The sequence below is a fragment of the Blautia sp. HCN-1074 genome (assembly GCF_037890165.1).
Lineage (GTDB): Bacteria > Bacillota > Clostridia > Lachnospirales > Lachnospiraceae > Blautia_A.
On the sequence record NZ_JBBKBP010000013.1, the window covers coordinates 61820 to 81798 of the forward strand.

The 19979-nt window shown below is 39.6% G+C and carries 19 protein-coding genes and 1 pseudogene; 4 read left to right on the forward strand and 16 right to left on the reverse strand.

What is annotated here, in order from left to right:
- Positions 1-143 precede the first annotated feature (143 nt).
- The 6 genes from recJ to WKT11_RS11910 form a co-directional block, all read right to left on the reverse strand.
- Positions 144-1856 (reverse strand): single-stranded-DNA-specific exonuclease RecJ, encoded by a 1713-nt coding sequence (recJ, locus tag WKT11_RS11885; protein WP_340284477.1) that lies wholly within the window; start codon positions 1854-1856, stop codon positions 144-146.
- A 185-nt stretch (positions 1857-2041) separates the two neighbouring features.
- A complete protein-coding gene (gene secD, locus WKT11_RS11890; RefSeq protein WP_118137489.1) occupies positions 2042-4456 on the reverse strand; it encodes a protein translocase subunit SecD in 2415 nt (804 codons plus the stop codon).
- Positions 4457-4659: 203 nt separating this feature from the next.
- The gene (scfB, locus tag WKT11_RS11895; RefSeq protein ID WP_178413182.1) at positions 4660-6027 is read right to left on the reverse strand and encodes a thioether cross-link-forming SCIFF peptide maturase; all 1368 of its coding nucleotides are present in this window, start codon (positions 6025-6027) and stop codon (positions 4660-4662) included.
- 81 nt (positions 6028-6108) lie between these two features.
- The gene (scfA, locus tag WKT11_RS11900; RefSeq protein WP_008703734.1) at positions 6109-6249 is read right to left on the reverse strand and encodes a six-cysteine ranthipeptide SCIFF; all 141 of its coding nucleotides are present in this window, start codon (positions 6247-6249) and stop codon (positions 6109-6111) included.
- 73 nt (positions 6250-6322) lie between these two features.
- A complete protein-coding gene (locus WKT11_RS11905) occupies positions 6323-6673 on the reverse strand; it encodes a TIGR04086 family membrane protein (RefSeq protein ID WP_117675443.1) in 351 nt (116 codons plus the stop codon).
- 83 nt (positions 6674-6756) lie between these two features.
- Positions 6757-8256, reverse strand: coding sequence for an MSCRAMM family adhesin SdrC (locus WKT11_RS11910; protein ID WP_243010085.1), 1500 nt, complete (start codon positions 8254-8256; stop codon positions 6757-6759).
- 720 nt (positions 8257-8976) lie between these two features.
- Between WKT11_RS11910 and WKT11_RS11915 the strand changes: the two genes are divergently transcribed.
- A complete protein-coding gene (locus tag WKT11_RS11915) occupies positions 8977-10260 on the forward strand; it encodes an HlyC/CorC family transporter (RefSeq protein WP_117844279.1) in 1284 nt (427 codons plus the stop codon).
- Between the two features lie 2 nt (positions 10261-10262).
- On the opposite strand, the gene WKT11_RS11920 is transcribed toward WKT11_RS11915, so the two are convergent.
- Together WKT11_RS11920 and WKT11_RS11925 are read right to left on the reverse strand one after the other, a co-directional pair.
- On the reverse strand, positions 10263-10862 hold the full coding sequence (locus WKT11_RS11920) for a YdcF family protein (RefSeq protein ID WP_117844278.1): 600 nt from the start codon (positions 10860-10862) through the stop codon (positions 10263-10265).
- Positions 10863-11065: 203 nt separating this feature from the next.
- Complete coding sequence (locus tag WKT11_RS11925) at positions 11066-11830, reverse strand: N-acetylmuramoyl-L-alanine amidase (protein ID WP_117675451.1); 765 nt, start codon at positions 11828-11830, stop codon at positions 11066-11068.
- 275 nt (positions 11831-12105) lie between these two features.
- Here WKT11_RS11925 and WKT11_RS11930 point away from each other — a divergent pair, with 275 nt between their 5' ends.
- From WKT11_RS11930 to WKT11_RS11940, 3 genes are all read left to right on the forward strand, one after another.
- Positions 12106-13170, forward strand: a complete 1065-nt coding sequence (locus tag WKT11_RS11930) for an ABC transporter substrate-binding protein (RefSeq protein ID WP_118137491.1) — start codon at positions 12106-12108, stop codon at positions 13168-13170.
- 124 nt (positions 13171-13294) lie between these two features.
- On the forward strand, positions 13295-14212 hold the full coding sequence (locus tag WKT11_RS11935) for an ABC transporter permease (RefSeq protein ID WP_117675454.1): 918 nt from the start codon (positions 13295-13297) through the stop codon (positions 14210-14212).
- Positions 14213-14214: 2 nt separating this feature from the next.
- Positions 14215-15009 (forward strand): ABC transporter ATP-binding protein, encoded by a 795-nt coding sequence (locus WKT11_RS11940; protein ID WP_118137493.1) that lies wholly within the window; start codon positions 14215-14217, stop codon positions 15007-15009.
- 404 nt (positions 15010-15413) lie between these two features.
- Here WKT11_RS11940 and WKT11_RS11945 read toward each other — a convergent pair whose 3' ends face one another.
- The 8 genes and pseudogenes from WKT11_RS11945 to WKT11_RS11980 all read right to left on the reverse strand — a co-directional run bounded on the left by WKT11_RS11945 (position 15414) and on the right by WKT11_RS11980 (position 19979).
- The gene (locus WKT11_RS11945; RefSeq protein WP_117675458.1) at positions 15414-16355 is read right to left on the reverse strand and encodes a DUF5688 family protein; all 942 of its coding nucleotides are present in this window, start codon (positions 16353-16355) and stop codon (positions 15414-15416) included.
- A 174-nt stretch (positions 16356-16529) separates the two neighbouring features.
- A complete protein-coding gene (locus WKT11_RS11950) occupies positions 16530-17006 on the reverse strand; it encodes a low molecular weight protein-tyrosine-phosphatase (protein WP_117844274.1) in 477 nt (158 codons plus the stop codon).
- Between the two features lie 188 nt (positions 17007-17194).
- Positions 17195-17929 (reverse strand): hypothetical protein, encoded by a 735-nt coding sequence (locus WKT11_RS11955; RefSeq protein WP_117844273.1) that lies wholly within the window; start codon positions 17927-17929, stop codon positions 17195-17197.
- 257 nt (positions 17930-18186) lie between these two features.
- Positions 18187-18517, reverse strand: a pseudogene (locus tag WKT11_RS11960) (hypothetical protein); the annotation flags it as partial.
- Position 18518: 1 nt separating this feature from the next.
- The gene (locus WKT11_RS11965; RefSeq protein WP_117844272.1) at positions 18519-18746 is read right to left on the reverse strand and encodes a hypothetical protein; all 228 of its coding nucleotides are present in this window, start codon (positions 18744-18746) and stop codon (positions 18519-18521) included.
- 193 nt (positions 18747-18939) lie between these two features.
- Positions 18940-19338 carry a type II secretion system protein gene (locus WKT11_RS11970; RefSeq protein WP_117844271.1) on the reverse strand — a complete coding sequence of 133 codons (399 nt, stop codon included), beginning with the start codon at positions 19336-19338 and terminating at the stop codon, positions 18940-18942.
- A 127-nt stretch (positions 19339-19465) separates the two neighbouring features.
- The gene (locus WKT11_RS11975) at positions 19466-19777 is read right to left on the reverse strand and encodes a hypothetical protein (RefSeq protein ID WP_117844270.1); all 312 of its coding nucleotides are present in this window, start codon (positions 19775-19777) and stop codon (positions 19466-19468) included.
- Complete coding sequence (locus tag WKT11_RS11980; RefSeq protein WP_118137495.1) at positions 19770-19979, reverse strand: HK97 gp10 family phage protein; 210 nt, start codon at positions 19977-19979, stop codon at positions 19770-19772. Before WKT11_RS11980 ends, WKT11_RS11975 begins: the two co-directional genes overlap by 8 nt.

Below are 19979 nucleotides of genomic sequence, written 5' to 3' on the forward strand. Positions count from 1 at the left end.
ATATTTAATACAAATCTTCAATAATTTCCCCAATTTTGCTGAAAAAACAGAGACTTGTTCTATTTAGTCAAGTAATAGATTAACTCATAAATATTTTATAGTATATCACCTTTTTATTTTAGAATCAATCGTTACTCTTATACTTAACAATAATTCTGAATAATGATCTGGAGACTTTCCCGGCCTCTGAACCTGTTAATTTCCGGATAATAAGTAACAGAAATACTGTCCTTTTCTCGTATAAAATTCATAAAATCATCTGCTTCTCCAAAATAAATTCCTTCTATTATGGCGCCCTGAGGGTCAAGAAGTTTTAACTTTACCACATTTTTATTTTTTCCAATAATGTTGCTGTCAAGCACTCTTAATCCTTTTTGCGCAAAAATTGGCTTTACATTTCCCTTTCCAAAAGGTTCTAACAGAGAAATCTGTTCTACCAGTTCTTTTGTAATATAGGAAATCGGCATTGCCACATCAATTACTATCTTAGGCCTTAGATCTTCTTCGGTCAATGTACAATTTTGGTTCAGCTGTTCTCTGAATTTCTCTATATTCTCTTCCTCTATCGAAAGTCCTGCCGCCATCGGATGCCCACCAAACTGAACCATCAGATCTGCACATTTTACCAGTTCATCATACATGGAATAGCTTTCTATGGATCTTCCACTGCCTTTTGCACATTTTTCTCCTCTTGTCAGCACAAATGCGGGTTTGTGATATTTCTCCCTGAGTCTTCCTGCAATAATTCCCGCAAGGCTCTCATGGCATTCCGGAAGATACACCACCAGCACCCTGTCATTTTTCAGTTCTGTTGTTTCTATAAGCTGGATTGCTTCTTCCTTTCCTTTTTCAGTAAGTGCTTTTCTACTCTGATTAAGCGCTGTTAAATCCCCCGCAAGTTTTGCTGCTTCTTCTTTTGTCGACGCATTCAAAAGCGCAAGCGAACGTGCTGCTGTGTCCAGTCTTCCACTGGCATTGATGCAAGGTCCTAACACAAATCCAATGTGATAGGCTGTAATCTTTGAGTCCTCCAGATTATTGGCACGAATCAGTTCCTGCAAACCTTTATTTTTTGTATTTGGGAGACGTCTGAGGCCTTCTTTTACCAGAATACGGTTTTCTCCCTGAAGATCCATGACATCACCCACTGTTGCAATTGCAACCAGCTCATAGTAATCTTCCAGTTCTTTCTTTTGGATATCAAATCGTTCATAAAGAGCTGTGATGTATTTAAAAGCTACCACTGCACCACATAGATTTTTATTCGGATACAAACAGTCACATTGTTTCGGATTCAGAATCGCATCCGCAGGCGGCAATATTACCCGGCGTTCTCCGTTTTCCTCTCTGTAAGGAATTTCATGATGATCTGTTACGATCACTGTCATGCCTTTTTCTTTTGCCATCTGAATTTCTGCACAAGCAGCAATTCCATTATCACAAGTTACGATAGTGTCAATTTTATCCGACTCAGCTCTGTCTATCAGATGCTCATGGATCCCATATCCGTCTGCAACTCTGTCAGGAATATAAGTATCTACATTTGCTCCGATTCTTGTCAAGCCTTTCAATAAAATGTATGTAGAAGTTACACCATCAATATCATAGTCTCCGATAATCCGGATTTTCGCCTGCTGCTGTATTTTTTTCTCCAGTATGTCTACTGCTTTTTTCATATCTTTCATTAACCAGGGAGATGGAATCGTATCTATTGTCCCTAACAGATATTCTTTTATTTTCTCTTCCCCGACCACATCTCTGTTTCTGATCAGCCTTGCGATCACCGGATCCATATGAACCTGTCTGCCTATCAGGTTAAAGTCCGCCTTCTTTGCAGCTACTACCCATTTTTCCATGTATTTTCTCCTCATTTATCTATAATAGTTAAACAAAACTAATTTCTTTTGCTTTCTCGTGAATGTCCACGGATTATTACATAATAATACAGTTTTCATCGGCTATGCAATACGTTTATAAAAAATGTCCCGGGGATTATCCCCCGGGACGGTATGTATCTGAACATTTAAATCAGATGAATATTCTATTTCTGTTCAGCATCATCATTTTGCTGATTTTTTGCAGCTTCTTCAGCTGCCAGACGCTCAGCTACTCTTTTTCTGTTTTTCTTCTTAGGCTGAGTCGGATCTTTCTGCGATACGTCACGTGCTTTTTTAGGTTTAGAAGAAGATTTTCCGGATGTGGAAACTGTGGCAATCGCCGGCTGTCCTTTTCCTACAAATTTCTTTTTCATTACATACCATAATGCACCTGTAATGCATACAGAAGAATATGCACCGACAAGAACACCAACCATCAGAGGTGCTGCGAACTCACGGATAGAAGAAACACCCATGATATAAAGAACAGCTACCATAACGAAAGTTGTAAAGGAAGTATAAATACTTCTTGTAAGTGTCTGAGTGATACTTGCATTTACAATCTCTGCCAGTTTCTCTCTGGAACCGCTGTGCAGATTCTCACGGATACGGTCGAAGATAACGATCGTAGCGTTAATGGAATAACCTACAATCGTAAGCATGCAGGCAATAAATGTATTACCTACGGATACTCTCGCGATTGCATAGAAAGCAAGTACAACTAAAACATCATGCAGAAGTGCAAGTACCGCACTGCTTGCAAAACGGATGTCTTTAAATCTGAACCAGATATAAAGGAGCATACAGATTGTAGCTACGATAACCGCTACAATCGCATCCTGACGCATTTCCTTACTTACTGTAGAAGAAATACTCTCTGTGGAAATTGTGCTCTCATCTACACCAAATTTCTCAACCAGTGCATCTTTAAGCGCCTCACGCTCGCTCTGTTCCAGAGAACGTGTCTTAATTACAACCTGATTTGTTCCTACTACTTTTGTAGGCTGAACGTTCTTATCGCCTGTTACATCTTCAACAACTGGTGTTACCTCAGAGTCAATTGTCTTAATGTCCATGTCCTCATTAAATGTAACAGTTGTAGAAGTACCACCTGAGAACTCAAGGCTGTAATTCAAAGCTTTATTTCCGGCATTTGAATGAATAAACATTGCTACCGGACCGCTAAGAATAAGGATAATGGAAATAATGAAGAATACTTTCTTCTTTCCAAGGAAATCTACTACCTTACGTTCTTTAGCAGCTCCGTAGAATTTCGCATCGCGAACTCCAACTGCATAAAGCGCGTTCACAACCAGACGTGATACAACTAAAGCTGTAAACATAGAGATTACGATACCAAGAGCAAGAGTATAAGCAAAGCCCTTAACTGTACCGGATCCAAGCCACATCAGCACGAATGCAGCAATCAGAGTTGTGATATTTCCATCGAAGATCGCGGAGAAAGCTTTGCTGAAACCGGATTTGATGGAATTTCTTACGGATACACCTGCACCGATCTCCTCACGGATACGTGCATAAATAATAACGTTGGCATCCACCGCCATACCGATACCCAGGATAATACCCGCAATACCCGGAAGAGTAAGTGTGATGTCAAAGGCATTCAGTGTAATCAGCATCAATGATGTATAAAGGATCAGCGCAACACCTGCAACAACACCAGGTACGCGGTATACAATGATCATGAAAATAATAACAATGATAAGGCCGATAGCACCTGCAAGAACACTTGTAGAAATTGCTTCCTCACCAAGCTGTGCAGCTACAACACTGGAACGAAGTTCTTCCAGTTCCAGTCCCAGGGAACCGATACGGATATAAGAAGCAAGGTTCTGTGCTTCTTCCAGATCAGACATACCACTAATCTGTGCTTTTCCACCGGAAATCTCCTCATTTACGTTCGGAGCACTGATGATCTGATTATCGTAAACAATCGCTATCTGCTTGCCTACATTCTCTTTTGTAGCTTCTGCAAACTTTGCCTTACCACTGTTGTCTCCGTCAGAAGTAAGTGTAAGACTTACTACATACTCTTTTGCGCTTGTGTTCTGATTCTGAATGGCACCACCCTGTGCATCTGCCACATCAGAGCCCTCCAGAACAACACTTCCGGATTCTTTAATCTCATCCATTGTTCTGGAAAGAACATAGCCGTTCTGTCCTGTTGTAAAGTTCTGGTTTCCGTCAGCATCCTGCTGAGTGATAAAATACAGAGAACCTGGTTTACCCAGATCGTTCAGAATGGTATCTGCATCTGTAACACCAGGAATCTCAACTGTGATACGGTCTGATCCTTCCTGATATACCTGAGCTTCTGTACTGTACTGTTCTACACGCTTCTGGAGCTTGTAGATAGTATCTGACATTTCCTCGCTTGTCGGATTACTTTCCTTGGCCTGGTAGGTAATGCTGACACCACCGGCAAGATCAAGACCTGTGTTGATATGTTTTGCTGCACCGGTTCCGGTAGGACCGATACCTACGGCTGCAGTAAAGCAAAAGAACACAGTCAGGATCAGTGTCAGAAGCAGCACTACGATTCCTTTACTTTTCTTCATAGTTCTTTTCCCTTCTTGATTATTTGTCCGCGGTCATGTGTCCATCTGCATGTACATCCATCAAGCAGATATTCTTTACCTGCTTTCACTACCTGCACATAATCGAAGAAGTGATTCGGTTATGAACAAATATTGATGTACCGGGCCATTTTCTATTATGATAACAGCCGGCAGATCACGCTATCAACCAGCATCCCTGCTGATTAATCACATGCCAGTGCGGCTTTTATCATGATAGCGCACTCCACACGTTTTCTCTGGAGTTCGCATCCGATTTCATAATTACCTTTGATATCTCCCTGGAAATGGAATGCATTTGCCGCACATCCGCCACTGCAGTAGAAACGTGCAAAACAATTCTTGCAATCTTTCTTTGTATAAACGTTGCATCCGCCAAATTCTTTCTGAATCTCTGGTTTTACGATACCCTCGTCTACATTTCCCATCAGATATTTTTCTTCACCAACGAACTGATGACATGGGTAAAGGTCACCCCATGGTGTTACAGCCAGGTATTCTGTTCCTGAACCGCAGCCAGACAGTCTCTTGTAAACGCATGGACCACCTGTCAGATCGATCATAAAGTGGAAGAAATTAAATCCTCTTCCCTCTTTTTCTCTCTTGATCATTTCTTTTGCAAGAGCATCATACTCTTCTATGATCTGCGGAATATCCTCCTCACGGATCGCATATTCCTCTGTATCTGCTGCGACTACCGGCTCTACAGAAATCTGTTTAAATCCCAGATCTGCCAGATGAAGCACATCTTTTGAGAAATCAAGATTATGATGTGTAAATGTACCTCTTACATAATACTTGTCCTGATTTCTGGATTCTGCAAACTTCTGGAATTTCGGCATGATCAGGTCATAGCTTCCGGCACCTTTTCTGAACGGACGCATATAATCATGTACTTCCTTACGTCCATCCACACTCAGTACAACATTTGCCATTTCTTTATTGCAGAATTCCATTACTTCATCATTAAGCAGAACGCCGTTTGTAGTAAGTGTAAAACGGAAGTTCTTATTATGAATCTTCTCCTGCTCTCTGCCGTATTTTACCAGATCTTTTACAACCTGCCAGTTCATCAATGGCTCTCCGCCAAAGAAATCCACTTCCAGGTTTCTTCTGGATCCTGAATTTGCGATCAGGAAATCAAGTGCTTTCTTGCCGACTTCATAAGACATCAGGGCTCTTCTGCCATGATACTCTCCCTCTTCGGCAAAACAATAACGGCAGGCCAGATTGCAGTCATGCGCAATGTGCAGGCACAATGCTTTTACAACGGTCTGCCGGTTATTTGAAAATTCTTCAATTGCATTCTCGTAAACATCTTTTGTAAAAAGCATTCCATCTTCTTTCAGCTTATTACATTCCTTTACAGATGTTTCGATATCTTCTTTCTTATATTTGTTTCCCAGTTTCTCTGCAATAGCTTCTGCGTCCAGGCCTTCTTCCAGGTAAGGAAGCGCTTCATATGTAACCTCATCTACCAGATGAATACATCCACTGTTGATGTCCAGCACAATATTAAAGCCATTGCTTTTATAACGGTGAATCAGACTCATTTTAACTAAAATCCTTTCTAAGCGTAAGATAAGCAGCGGAGTTTCCACTCCGCTGCTTATCTCATTTCTCCATAGCTGATCTTATTTCTGCTCACAGCTCTGGTTTCCTACTGTACAGGAAGTTTTACATGCGGACTGGCAGGAAGTCTGGCACTCGCCACATCCACCTTTCTTTACTGTGTTCTGTAAATTCTTTGTATTCAGGGTTTTGATATGTTCCATAACTCTATCCTCCTTATGTAATTATATTCTTGGCATAGTATATCATATATTTTTTAATTTTGAAAGCTTTTTTTTACGACAGCATTCCACCAAGTGTTCCACCGCCCGCACACATGAAAAATGTAGTAACCGCATGTGCCAGACTCATGTCCCAATGCCCCTTTACTGTAAAGGAAACTGCCAGCAATAACACATAGTAGGCCAGACCTGTTACAACTCCCCACAGATATTTATCTCTATGTGTAATTTTACCGGCCATAAAGCCTCCCATGAAGCAGGCAAACACATAGACAACGATAATTCCTATGTCCACTGCCGTCTCTCCAAGATCAAAAGTAAACAGTAGAAACGCCAGGAGCAGTAATGCTACCCCAGTTAGTGCATACGCAAATAATAATGATTTCAAAATCGTTCTGACTCTCATATACTTCCCTCCTGTTAAACTATATGGGAGAGAAATATATGTTATTCAAAATTTTATTTTCTGTTTTCTTCTACACTTTTATCTTATTTCTTTTTCTTCTTTACAAACACAACCACTCCGATGATTACTGCCGCAGCCACCACCAGTATTACAAATGGCAGAATTGTTGTTGTATCACCGGTATTTACCGCATTATTATTCTTAGCGGTTTCATTTCCCGAAGAACTGTCTGTCTGTGCGGATAATGAAGAAGTATTATTATTGTCAGAATTAGTATTAATTGACACTGTATTATTTTTACCTGTATCAGAAGACTGTTCCTGCGTATCAGATGAAGCCGGAGTAGGTGTCACTGTCCCGGCACTGTTTGAATCATCTCCGGTATCCGGACCTACCAGCTGTCTGCTTCCGGCAATTCCAAACGGACTGAAAGAATGCGTGCTAAACACCATGATTCCATCTTCCACGCTTGGAATGATTGTCTCAGTTGCACCATTATCCAGAAGATGCTCAATTGTATACTCATATCCAGATTTCACCGGTACAGTTACGCTGACATACTCTCCACTTGGAATTTCATATTCTGTGTCATTCTGAAGATCCCAGAGTTCAAATTCATAAGACTGGAAAATCATCGCATCGGATTCATTTGTGAACTGATAGCTGTCCCCGCTTGATACTCTGAACTGCACATACCAAGGAAGATTAGCGCCACTTACTGTGATACCGTCACAGGTATGGTTAATCTCTGCCCGCTCTTCTTTTTCTTCATCTGACAGGTTATCTTCCACATCTGTCGGACGGTTATCTTTTTCGTCTGGTAATACAGGATTGTCGAAAATGTTATCATCCTTGCTATCTGTGTTGTCTGAATCATTTTTTTTCTCATCAGCAGTATCCTGTGTCGTGTCATCTGCAATTTCTAATTTGCCGGTAACATCTGCGCTGTCTGAACTCTTGTCTGTACTATTTTCTTTGCTGTTTTTATCCTTATCATTCTGTGTGTCGTTTTCTTTTTTACTGTTTTCGTCTTTATTTTCCTTATCCGTGTTATCTTTATTTGCTTTAGCCGAATTCACTTCATCAGATTTACCATCTTTGTTATCGGAAGTATTTTTTTCTTCTTCAGCCGGAGTCTCTGATGGCGTTTCCTGATCCTTAGTATCCTCTGAATCCCCTGTCGCATCTGTGGAACTGCTGTCATCAATGCCATTCACCACTACATTAATATATCCAACAACTGCTCCCGCCTCTGAATCCCATCCTTCTGCATGACTCAGATCCTGTCCCTCTGCTGGTATAAGAAACACCTCGCAAGCCTGTACTCTCTGTGTCGGAACAAAACTTCCATCTGCCCATTCAAGAGTTCCATGTTCAGTTATCGGAAGTGCTATATTCGCAAGTTCTGTAGGCTGATCAATTGTAATATTATCCGGTATCAGTGCATCAGACACCTTTTCCTGTGATTCAGCCGCACTGACTGGTTCGGTCACAACAGGTACACTTCCTGTGATCAAAGCTGCTGTTAAAGCTGCTGCCGCAAGAATTCCCATTTTTTTCCCTGTTAATTTATTTCTTTTCATTCTATTTATGTTATTAGACATTTCGCACCTCTGTTTTTCATTTATCTTTCTTGTTTATATGTTATATATTAAGCAGATATCTTTAACCCGTATCATCTGCTATTTATATCTGAACCTAAATATGCCGTTCAAATTCAGTTTATTTTCCAATATCTGGCACTACCAGTTCAAAAGCTTTATCGTGCAGGCACGAACAGTTTTTGAACTTTTAACCTTGGTATCATTTATATTTCTTTTTTATACGGCATTATAATTATATAATAATATCGTATATTTGTATATACTATCAAATTTTTATTGTTTTGTAAATATTTTGTAATATTTTTTTTGATTTTAGCCGAATGAATTATAACACAAATCTTACTTTTTCAACACCCCTCATTTAAATTTTTTTTGCATTATTTTTTATAAGTAAGCTTTTTCTTGATTTTTTATAGGAAATCATGTATATTTTGCTTAAATATTTTTTGAGAGAATCTAATCAATTAAGAAAAGAAGTCCTTGTCTTTTTGATTTAGTGTACCGACAAGTTGATTCTTGAAACAATCTTGCAGTATAAATTTTCTTATTTCAAGGCAAAGGAGAGAGGCGTAGCGGTGGCTACGGCGATTGACGACAACGCGGAAATAAGAAATTTAGACGTAAGATTGTTCAAGAAATCAACTTGTTGGTACACTAGCCATACTCTCAACTATCATAATCAAAAGGAGTGAAAAAACTTTGGACTCAGGTATTGTTTTTCAGGCAGTGGCAATCATCATACTGATTGCTCTTTCTTCATTTTTTTCTTCTGCCGAAACTGCTATGACAACTGTAAATAAAATCCGGATACAGTCTCTTTCTGAGCAGGGAGATAAGCGGGCTATTATTCTGGAAAAAGTAATCTCTGACTCGCCTAAAATGCTCAGTGCTGTATTAATAGGAAACAACATTGTAAATATGTCTGTTTCCTCTCTTATGACCACACTCACCATCAAAGTTCTCGGTAATGCATATGTCGGCATCGCAACCGGAATCCTTACTTTACTGATCTTGATTTTCGGTGAGATCACACCTAAGAACATGGCTACCATCCATGCAGAAAAACTTGCACTTGCATATGCCAGAATTATTTATGGATTTATGTTCATTCTTACCCCGGTTGTGTTTATCGTAACTAAAATAACCTCCGGTGTACTTTTACTGTTCCATATCGATCCGAATGCAAAAGCAAATGCCATGACAGAACATGAGCTGCGTACCCTCGTTAATGTCGGTCAGGAAGAGGGCGTTATTGAAAACGAAGAAAAACAAATGATCTATAATGTATTCGATTTCGGTGACTCTACCGCCAGAGACGTAATGATTCCACGAATTGACATGACCTTTGTGAATGTCGATTCCACTTATGATGAACTTATGGAGATCTTCAGTGAAGATATGCATACCCGTTTTCCGGTTTATGAAGATAACACAGATAACGTAATCGGCATAATCAATATGAAAGATCTTCTTATTTATCCAAAAGATAAACCCTTTTCTATCCGCAATATCCTGCGTGAGCCTTACTTTACTTACGAATATAAGGCTACCGCAGATCTCATGATTGAAATGCGTAAGGCATCTGTCAATCTTGCAATCGTTCTTGATGAATACGGCGCAACTGCCGGGCTCGTCACATTAGAAGACCTGCTTGAAGAAATCGTAGGTGAGATCCGGGATGAATATGACGAGGACGAAGTCGAAGATATAAAGGAAATACAGCCTGACAGAGAATATATAGTCCAAGGCTCTGCTAAACTTGACGATATCAACGAAACTCTGCATATCAATCTGGAATCTGAAGATTACGACTCTATTGGCGGATATATTATAGAACAGCTTGACTGTCTGCCAAAGGAAGGCCAGTCAGTTACACTTGAAAACGGTATCCGCCTGGTTGTTGACCATCTGGACAAAAATAGAATCGAACTTGTCCACATCTGGCTTCCTGAGCAAAAAACCGAAACAGAAGAACAGAAATAATATCATCTCTCCAGCATCAGTGAAAATTGTTTCACGATTCTGGAGAGTTCTCCTGTAACAACATCGATTCCTTCTTCACTCTCCCGCCAGTTCTCTCTGGCGATTCCATCTGCAACCACAGGTACTACATAAAATTGTGTTTCCGGGTATAAAATCTGATAATACATCAGGCATCTTCTGGAATGATACGATTTGCAGCACAAAATTGCCTTTTTTATTTCCAGTCCCATCTGGTCAGTTATCTGTCTGGAATAAATTGCATTTTCATACGTAAAAGTTGCCTGATCTTCCCTCAGGATTTTTTCCTCCGGAACACCATTTTTTATAAGAACCTCTTTAAGAAATTCCCATTCTGTCTCATATTCTTTATTATAAATATCTGACTTCTCAAGAACTCCCGAAAATTCCCCATTCACCACACTGTATTTTCCACTTGGCAAAATCCATTCAGCCATACCTTCTCTGAAAAGTTGCGCTGCACATTCAGCCATTTGAGGATAACCATTTCCCGGTACAAAAATAATATCTGATTTTTCTGGTGTATTCTCTGCAAAAATGAATTCCTCTGCATTTTTCAAAAATTCCGCATATGCATCCTTCATCGTTTATTAACTCTCCCTCTTTTGTTTTTCACTATTCGCCCTGTTCTCATTAATAGTTACTGTTCATCCCGTTCTCAGTAACACGCTTCGCGGGATAGTGATATATGAACAGTAACCATTAATATATCTTTTATCAATTATTTTCTATAAATTATAGCATATTTCTTCCTTCTGGTATATTGGCAAGTTGGTATACTATACATTTATTTTGTCACAATAATGGTACTGTATCCATCATCTCTAAGTCTCTGTTCCATATTTACCGCATTACCAATCTGCTGATATGCCCCTGTCTGAACCTTATAAAATCCATCTTCATGCAAGATAAATGACGGATATCCCTTTTCCAACAACTGATACAACATTCTGTCTGCATTTTCTCTTTTTCTAAATACTCCCGTCTGTACTCTGTAATAGAGCGGTTCCTGCACTGTCTCTTCATCCAAAGTTCCTAAGATCGCATCTGCGATTCCCTGCGCGATCTCATTGAATTTCTCATCAAACAACTTATTATCTTCATCTGAATTAATAAATCCAGTCTCTATCAAAAGAGCCGGCATCCTGGTCCGACGGAGCACCACCAGTCCTGGCCTTTCTTTTACTCCAATTTCCCGAAAACCTGCTTCCCCTAAAGCTCCCAGAATATTTTCTGCCATCTGATATTTTATCCCACTTTTATCATATATCAGCACTTCTGCCCCATTATACTGATTATCTTTAGGACTACTGTTCCTATGAAATGAAATAAAATAATCTACACCTGCCTGATTTGCAAGCTGTGCTTTTTCAAAAGGTGTCTGATAAATATCTCCTGTGCGGGTATAAGAAACGTCAATTCCATTATTTTTTAATATATTCCCCACAGCAAGTGCCAGTTTAAGATTATCATCCTTTTCCTGTCTTCCCTTATATACAGCTCCCGGATCCTGGCCGCCATGCCCCGCATCCAGCATAATCGAATACGCCATAATGACACACTGCCTTTTAATTTTCTTTCTATTTAATATATGAAATAAAAATCTTACTGTTCACTCCGTGCCCAGTAACATGAAAAAGCAATCATACAAACCACCTGGCAACAATCGCTTGACTTTTTAACATTAAAGCGTTATACTTTAAAACGTCGAAGTGTTTTTTCGACAAAGTAAGAGATTACTTTTAGTCAGGCGAATATTCACAATCCATTTTTCTATTTGCCTGATTTGGTTAAATCAAAAATATTATTTTTAGGAGGATATATAATATGAAAAGAAAAGCATTAGCAATTACTCTTGCGGCAGTCATGGCTATGGGAACCTGCGCAGTAACAGCAAGTGCCGCTGACGGAGACAAATATACAATCGGTATCTGCCAGCTTGTACAGCATGACGCTCTTGACGCTGCAACACAGGGATTTAAGGATGAAGTAATCAAAGAACTTGGCGAAGATGCCGTTACATTTGACGAACAGAATGCACAGGGCGATTCCAATACTTGTTCTACAATTGTTAACAGCTTTGTTTCCAACAATGTTGACCTGATCCTCGCAAACGCAACTCCAGCTCTTCAGGCTGCAGCAGCCGGAACAAGCGATATTCCGATTCTTGGTACTTCTGTTACAGAATATGGTGTTGCACTCGGACTTGATGATTTCGACGGAACTGTAGGTGGCAATATTTCCGGAACTGCTGACCTTGCACCACTTGATGAACAGGCTGCAATGCTTCAGGAACTTTTCCCTGATGCTAAAAATGTAGGTCTCCTCTACTGCTCCGCAGAAGCAAACTCACAGTATCAGGTAGATACAGTAAAAGCTGCTTTGGAAGAACTGGGATATACATGTGAATATTATGCATTCTCTGATTCCAATGACCTTTCTTCTGTTGCTACAACAGCTGCTGATGCCAGTGATGTAATCTATGTACCGACAGATAACACAGTTGCATCTAACACTGAAATCATCAACAACATCTGCCTTCCGGCAAAGGTTCCGGTAATCACAGGTGAAGAAGGTATCTGCGAAGGATGTGGTGTTGCAACACTTTCCATCAGCTACTATGATCTTGGTGTTACAACCGGTAAAATGGCAGTTAAAATCTTAAAAGACGGGGAAGATATTTCTACAATGCCAATCGAATATGCACCAAACTTCACAAAAGAATACAATAAAGATATCTGTGAAGAACTTGGCATCACAGTTCCTGATGATTATGTAGCAATCGGCGAAGCTGCTGAAGATACAGAAGAAGCATCTGACGATGCAGATGCAGCAGACGAAGCTACTGCTGAAACTGCTGAAGATGATGCAACTGAAGAGGCTGCTGAATAATTCTGAACGAAAATTTGTAACTGTTCAGTAACAACACAGTTACGAAAATTTAACTTATATGCTATCAGCGGGAAAGGTTTTTTACCTCTCTCGCTTTTCGCATCTCAACAGGAGGAAATTACAAATGCAAATTATGACGTTAATAGCTGCGCTTCCGGGCGCTGTGGCACAAGGTCTGATCTGGGGAATCATGGCAATCGGTGTTTATCTGACATTCCGCATTCTCGATATCGCAGACCTTACTGTAGATGGTACCATGTGTACCGGTGGTGCAGTATGTATAATGATGATGCTTTCCGGACATAATGTCTGGATTTCCATGCTCGCCGCTACTCTCGCAGGAATGCTTGCTGGTCTTGTTACTGGAATTTTCCATACATTTATGGGAATTCCTGCAATCCTTGCCGGAATTTTGACACAGTTATCTTTATACTCTGTCAACCTGAAAATTATGGGAAAAGCAAACCAGGCAATCAATGTTGATAAATACAATCTTCTGGTTTCTCTGCGTCATATTAAAAACACATCCCTTTCCAAAAACACCATCTTTATCGTAGCAATCATGTGTATTGTTCTGATTGCAATTTTATACTGGTTTTTTGGAACAGAACTTGGATGTTCTTTAAGAGCAACCGGATGTAACCCAAATATGTCACGTGCCCAGGGTATCAACACAAACAGGAACAAAGTTCTCGGTCTTATGATCTCCAACGGTCTGGTAGGGCTTTCAAGCGCTCTCCTTGCACAGTATCAGGGTTTTGCAGATATCAACATGGGACGTGGTTCCATCGTTATCGGTCTGGCTGCTGTTATTATCGGTGAGGCAATCTTCGGACGTGTTTTCCGTAACTTTGCACTTCGCCTGACCGCTGTTATCCTTGGCTCCATCCTGTACTATCTGGTACTTCAGGTCGTTATCTGGATGGGTATTGATACGGACCTGCTGAAGATGCTTTCCGCAATCGTTGTTGCCCTCTTCCTTGCGTTCCCATACTGGAAAGGCAAATATTTCAACAAACCGGTAAAAAGGGGAGGTAAATAAAAATGCTTGAATTAAAAAACATCTATAAAACATTTAACCCGGGAACCATCAATGAAAAGCGTGCTTTAAATGGCCTGAATCTTAAACTGAACGAAGGAGACTTTGTCACAGTCATCGGTGGAAACGGTGCCGGTAAATCTACTATGTTAAATGCTGTTGCAGGAACATGGCCGGTTGATGAAGGACAGATCCTTATCGACAATATTGATGTTACCAAACTTTCCGAACACAAGCGTGCCACATACCTTGGACGTGTATTCCAGGATCCGATGACCGGAACTGCTGCCACCATGGGTATTGAAGAAAACCTTGCACTTGCAAAACGTCGTGGAAAATCCCGTCTTCTCCGCTCCGGAATTACAAAAGCAGAACGAGAAGAATACAGAGAACTTCTCAAAATTCTCGGTCTTGGTCTGGAAGACAGACTTACCTCCAAAGTAGGACTCCTCTCCGGTGGACAGAGACAGGCGCTTACCCTTCTTATGGCGACACTCCAGAAACCGAAACTTCTGCTTCTGGATGAGCACACCGCTGCCCTTGATCCGAAAACAGCCGCAAAGGTTCTTGAAATCACAGATATGATCGTAAATCGTGATTGCCTTACAACTCTGATGATCACCCACAATATGAAAGATGCCATTGCACATGGCAATCGTCTGATCATGATGATGGAAGGTAAAATCATTCTGGACATTCAGGGTGAAGAAAAGAAAAAACTGACTGTCAAAGACCTTCTGGATCAGTTTGAACGTGCAAGCGGCGAAGAATTCAGTAACGACTCCGCACTGCTTGGATAATTGCCATTTTTAATTACACATAAGAATTTTACTATGAGAGTATTCTTTTAACGAATACTCTCATATTTTATCTCACACTATTTTATTGCTTCTTATATTATTAACAAGCAACGGCATTACACAATACCAACTAATATTTCAAATGGACACTCCCCTTCCCAACACGCTACTTTATCTTCAACAAAGGTTATATATCTAGTGTACCGACAAGTTGATTTCTCGAACAATCTTGCATCTAAATTTCTTATTTCCGCGTTGTCATCGGTCGCCGTAGCCACCGCTACGTCCCATTCCTCCGCCTTGCAGCTGAAGAAATCATCCTGCGTCAATATAGCAGAAACTTAATTTTCGCTGTACTAGCATCAATACAACAAAAATCATATCCCATCATTCAAATACTATATTCACTCATCTAAAGATGTTACACAAATAAATTTGTGTGTCTCTCTATTATACTGATAAATTCTGGATGTAAGATAATCTTCCTTAGGTGTGGCTTCTTTAATGGTATCTTCCAAAACATACTGCAAGTCTTCAGGCTCCACAAATTTGTCATTATGAATCATCACCTCGTGTACGCTTGTAAATACCATGTAGAAATCAGAATCCAGCATATACGCAAGCTGTTCTGCCACCCCGGGCAAAAACACTGCAACTGCTCCATTCGTCTTCTTGGTAGTACTTAAACAATTTCCCATCGCATCTCTTTTTAATTCACATTTATCTCCCAGATTCATAAAACTCTCGCCTTCATATTCCGGATTAAAGATCATCTGCTCCCATCTGTAAATTCTCGGTGGGCTCATAAAGTACGTATTGAGTAATGCTTCCTTAAATACCTCATCACTGTCTCTTCCCCATTGTTCCAGCATTCCCAGGCGGATTTTCGTACTGGTTACACATCCCTCATATTCAGTAACTTTCATATAAAGCACAAGCGCAATATCTCCAAGAGTTTTATAAACCGCATCCTGCAAATCTGCTGCATATTTATTGGCATTTAACAGTCTGATAAATAAACGCGGCTTTGTTTTTTCATAATCTTTGATTACTTTTGTTTTCTCATAAATATCAGCCTTTTTAATCCTCTTCAGATCATCTGTAATCTCAGTCATAATCTCCTCAAATGAGCTGCCACTTTGATAAGATTTAAATAATTCCTGTGTATAAAGTCCGCAGACTTCCCATGCATCATCGTGCTCGGCAAACTTCACCAGCAGTCTGTCTCCTACAGGCGCAAATCTCCCGCCTTCTTTCTCAAAAGAAATATTTTCTCTTGGAATTCCTGTGGCCTCATAAATACCAATCTCCAGTTTCTCTACGAATGTATCATAGTCTTTCTGCATATTCAGTTTCCTTTCTTGCTTTGAAAATAATGCGGGCAGGATGCCCTGATTTGAACGTTGACTTCCCTTTCAGGAAAAAGAAATAAGGGAGCGAAAGCCCCCTTAAGAGTCGCTGTAGACATAGTATAAAATAGTCCCAGCCATTTGTAAAGTAAATTCCATCGACAAAAGGTTTTACAGTTTTTTTATATTTTGCAAGTACCTCAAAAAAGCTTCACAGCCCTCCACTACATCTGAATATGTGACATCAAATCCACCTGTATACCATGGGTCTGCGATATCCCGCGGATTATCACTGTAATCCAAAAGAAGCTTGACCTTTCCCTCCGGATCCGCTTTCAGTATTCTCAACATATTCTTCAGATTCCAATGATCCATACCAAGAATATAGTCATACTTATCATAATCCGCTTTTGTCAACTGCACTGCTCTCTTACCTTTGCAACTGATTCCATGCCTAGCAAGCTCCTCCCTCGCAGGAGGATACACCGGATTTCCTATTCCATTCCAGATTTCCTCTGTACTGGTCGCGGCAGATGCAATATAAAATTGATCCGCAAGACCTCGTTTTGATACCATATCTTTGAAAATAAATTCTGCCATTGGTGAACGGCAGATATTGCCGTGGCATACGAAAAGTACTCGAATCATTGTTTTTTCTCCTCTCAAACTGCCGTGAAATGCCGTATTTTGCAAGGTTTTATCAGCATTTCATGGCATCGTAGTTTTCTTCTCATTTACTACATTTTTTGCAAAAAAGTGCAAAATGAAGCAAATCACTTCCGTCTGTAGTAGTCAAATCGTAGTCAGTTTAGGGGGTGCAGACTACTGTCAGAAATTTATATCTCCGTATAGAACTTTATTGTTTCCAATAAATCCTTTGTAAGCCATTCTTGCATTTTATCCATAAAAAAATCTTGCTTTTGACAATAAATAACTGATATGTAATCTAATTTTGGACCTCCCTTCAATCGCCTTGCTTCTTCTTCCATCGTTAACCTAAATTCCTCTACTATTCGATTAATATTATATAAAGTTGCTGTCAGTTCCGGTCCAATCAACTCTGAAATTTCTTCTAAATGTTCTTCCCAATTATTTTGAATAGGAAGCATTTGTGTATTAATTACAACTCCTCTTCGCATTTTGAATAATTCCATTGCAGATATATATTCCTTTAAATCTCTATAAAAAATATTCATTCTAAATTTACATTTTCTTATTGTCCCCTCACCTTCAATTAATTCTTTACCAGCACTTTCTTCTGCCTTTTGTTTCCATTTATATAATAATTCCACAGTAAAATATTTTTCATCTCTATCTATTAATGCTGCATGGGTACGACACATCCAAATTCCATTTTCATAACCCGCTCTTTCTTCAGGTGTCATATCTGGATCATACCTTTTTCCTCCCGGAGAAGCAGCTTTTATATGAGCTGCCTCTCCTAAATTAATAGTTCCCTCACCAGATAGTTTCGGCCCAATTGTTGTTCTTCTGCAACATGGATTCGAGCATTTGTATCCGACCATTGCAGCTAATTCCTTTTTAGTTGCTTCACTAAAGTCATCTCTCATTTTATTCTCCATCACATTTTATCAATATTTATATAGTTAAACATTTCTAATTATTCTACCATACCATTTCAATCTTTTCCATAAAAAAGCACCCAAGTTGTATAAACCTTGGATGCTATCGTTTCCTATTATAATATTTTACTCTCAAACTACCTTGAACATATTCTGTTTCAAAGGCTTATCGTCTTTATCCGAAATTCCCATTTTTTTCTTGCATTTTGCAATTCCTTCTCTGCATCATCCAATCCCATATGGGTATACACATTCAGAGTAAAGCTAACTATCCAAAGTCCCTTATAAGAAGTGTCTTTTTTCAACTTTACTTTATAATTGCTGATATACATTTCTGCTCTTTTAATTCCAATACCTCACCGCGATCTTTGGCAGCTTCGAATAAACGGTCAGACGCTTTACCCACTTGGGAGAGACCGAAATTTCTGCCACTCCGGTCCTTATCACATCTCTCTGTGTGGTTCCGGCCTCTGTTTCTCCGCTGGAATCCGCTTCCACATCGGAAAGAGTGATTTCATAGGAATCTGGAAAAGGAAGCAGCTCCTCATTAAAAATCAGATACTGTATAAATGCCATTCTATCTTCCTCCACTTCTTAGATTTGCCCGCTGCTGTGCCGAAATGATCACTTCATCCAGCAGGGTACCTCCCAGATAAACCGGAATCACAAGATCACCGCTGTCTCCCTTTACGTTCTGCATTGCAGAAGTAATCGCAGCAATCAGCTCGGAGCTTCCCTCCGCATTCGCTGTTCCTGTATAGCCTTCATTCATCTGCTCTACGCTGACATTTGGATTCAGCACCATATCGGAAGCTCCTTAAAAACGGATACAAAAAAGGAGCCTCTTGAGCTCCAAACAAATGAAAAACACCTGCCATTTCTGACAGATGTTCTATGTAACATTATAAAATTTTCAAACTAACAAATGATCATTTACAACCGTATATATCTTAAAATACTATTTACCATATGACTTTTCACAATCAATCTCTTTTTTATTATGAATCAGATTTCTGTACTCCCACCTCAAACTCGCATTGTGAATGTCTTGCATTACACTGATATGTTATGGAATAGCCGTTACTTTCTTCAAAACTCACAGCACACATTCCTGTTTTCATCGGTACTTTTTCCCCACTTAATGAAGTAAGCACCTTCCAATCATAATATGGATTTGTATGCCAATCAATGGGAACTTTGGGATTGTGCTTATCTGTAAACATATAATCTGTTTGTATCTCATTATAATAAGATTTCACATTCGCCCAATCCGTTGCTACTTTCGCCTTGTGTATTTTCGATGTATACCATGGAGCTAAAATTGCAATCAATACACCAAGAATAGAAATCACAACTACCAATTCTACAAGTGTGAATCCATTATTATTTCTTTCCATGTTTTACGACAACCTTTCTTGAATTTTTAATCACAATAGACTTTCTATTTCGTGATATTATACGCAAAAATCCTTCATTTGTCGATACTATAACATGATAATTTTTAACTCTCTGCTAAAGTTATTCCTAAACCTCCATCTCATAAAGAACTTCATATAGTTTTTCACTGTCAATCCAAACCTCGGATTTTGCATAAAAAATGGAAGCTGCATCTAAAGCATCCTTCACTTTTTGTTCTGCTTTTAAATCTTTCTTATCTGTATACAATTCAATATTTACTCTTCCAATTTTGTGGTAAACCTTTCCATCTGCTGCAAAGTTGTTACTCCCCGGAAATAGATAGCAGATGAACGGTGGCTCTACCGCTTCTCCTTCTGCAAAGTGGTCATATGCAAAAGAAATTCCTGTTTCCCGCAACACAGCAAGAATCTTATCCATTATGCAGGCTCCTCTCAATCTCCTTTTCCAACTGTTTCACTCCTACTTCTTCTGCCGGTGCATTAGCTTCTATTTCTTTTCGAACAGTTCTTCCCACCGACTTTACAGCTTTTTTCATATCATCTGTTGCAAGGTCCGTATACTCTGTCAGCCCTTTCATCACAGCTTCCGCAAGCTGATCTATCCGCACATTTTCACTCAC

Bases quoted from the DNA above. Each gene is read 5' to 3' on its own strand.
- WKT11_RS11905 (WP_117675443.1), bottom strand. From the start codon at position 6,673: ATGAGAGTCAGAACGATTTTGAAATCATTATTATTTGCGTATGCACTA.
- WKT11_RS11935 (WP_117675454.1), top strand. From the start codon at position 13,295: ATGCAAATTATGACGTTAATAGCTGCGCTTCCGGGCGCTGTGGCACAA.
- WKT11_RS11945 (WP_117675458.1), bottom strand. From the start codon at position 16,355: ATGCAGAAAGACTATGATACATTCGTAGAGAAACTGGAGATTGGTATT.
- recJ (WP_340284477.1), bottom strand. From the start codon at position 1,856: ATGGAAAAATGGGTAGTAGCTGCAAAGAAGGCGGACTTTAACCTGATA.
- WKT11_RS11970 (WP_117844271.1), bottom strand. From the start codon at position 19,338: ATGGAAAGAAATAATAATGGATTCACACTTGTAGAATTGGTAGTTGTG.
- secD (WP_118137489.1), bottom strand. From the start codon at position 4,456: ATGAAGAAAAGTAAAGGAATCGTAGTGCTGCTTCTGACACTGATCCTG.
- WKT11_RS11950 (WP_117844274.1), bottom strand. From the start codon at position 17,006: ATGATTCGAGTACTTTTCGTATGCCACGGCAATATCTGCCGTTCACCA.
- WKT11_RS11930 (WP_118137491.1), top strand. From the start codon at position 12,106: ATGAAAAGAAAAGCATTAGCAATTACTCTTGCGGCAGTCATGGCTATG.
- WKT11_RS11910 (WP_243010085.1), bottom strand. From the start codon at position 8,256: ATGAAAAGAAATAAATTAACAGGGAAAAAAATGGGAATTCTTGCGGCA.
- scfB (WP_178413182.1), bottom strand. From the start codon at position 6,027: ATGAGTCTGATTCACCGTTATAAAAGCAATGGCTTTAATATTGTGCTG.
- WKT11_RS11925 (WP_117675451.1), bottom strand. From the start codon at position 11,830: ATGGCGTATTCGATTATGCTGGATGCGGGGCATGGCGGCCAGGATCCG.
- WKT11_RS11940 (WP_118137493.1), top strand. From the start codon at position 14,215: ATGCTTGAATTAAAAAACATCTATAAAACATTTAACCCGGGAACCATC.
- WKT11_RS11965 (WP_117844272.1), bottom strand. From the start codon at position 18,746: ATGGTGCTGAATCCAAATGTCAGCGTAGAGCAGATGAATGAAGGCTAT.
- WKT11_RS11920 (WP_117844278.1), bottom strand. From the start codon at position 10,862: ATGAAGGATGCATATGCGGAATTTTTGAAAAATGCAGAGGAATTCATT.
- WKT11_RS11955 (WP_117844273.1), bottom strand. From the start codon at position 17,929: ATGAGAGATGACTTTAGTGAAGCAACTAAAAAGGAATTAGCTGCAATG.
- WKT11_RS11975 (WP_117844270.1), bottom strand. From the start codon at position 19,777: ATGGATAAGATTCTTGCTGTGTTGCGGGAAACAGGAATTTCTTTTGCA.
- scfA (WP_008703734.1), bottom strand. From the start codon at position 6,249: ATGGAACATATCAAAACCCTGAATACAAAGAATTTACAGAACACAGTA.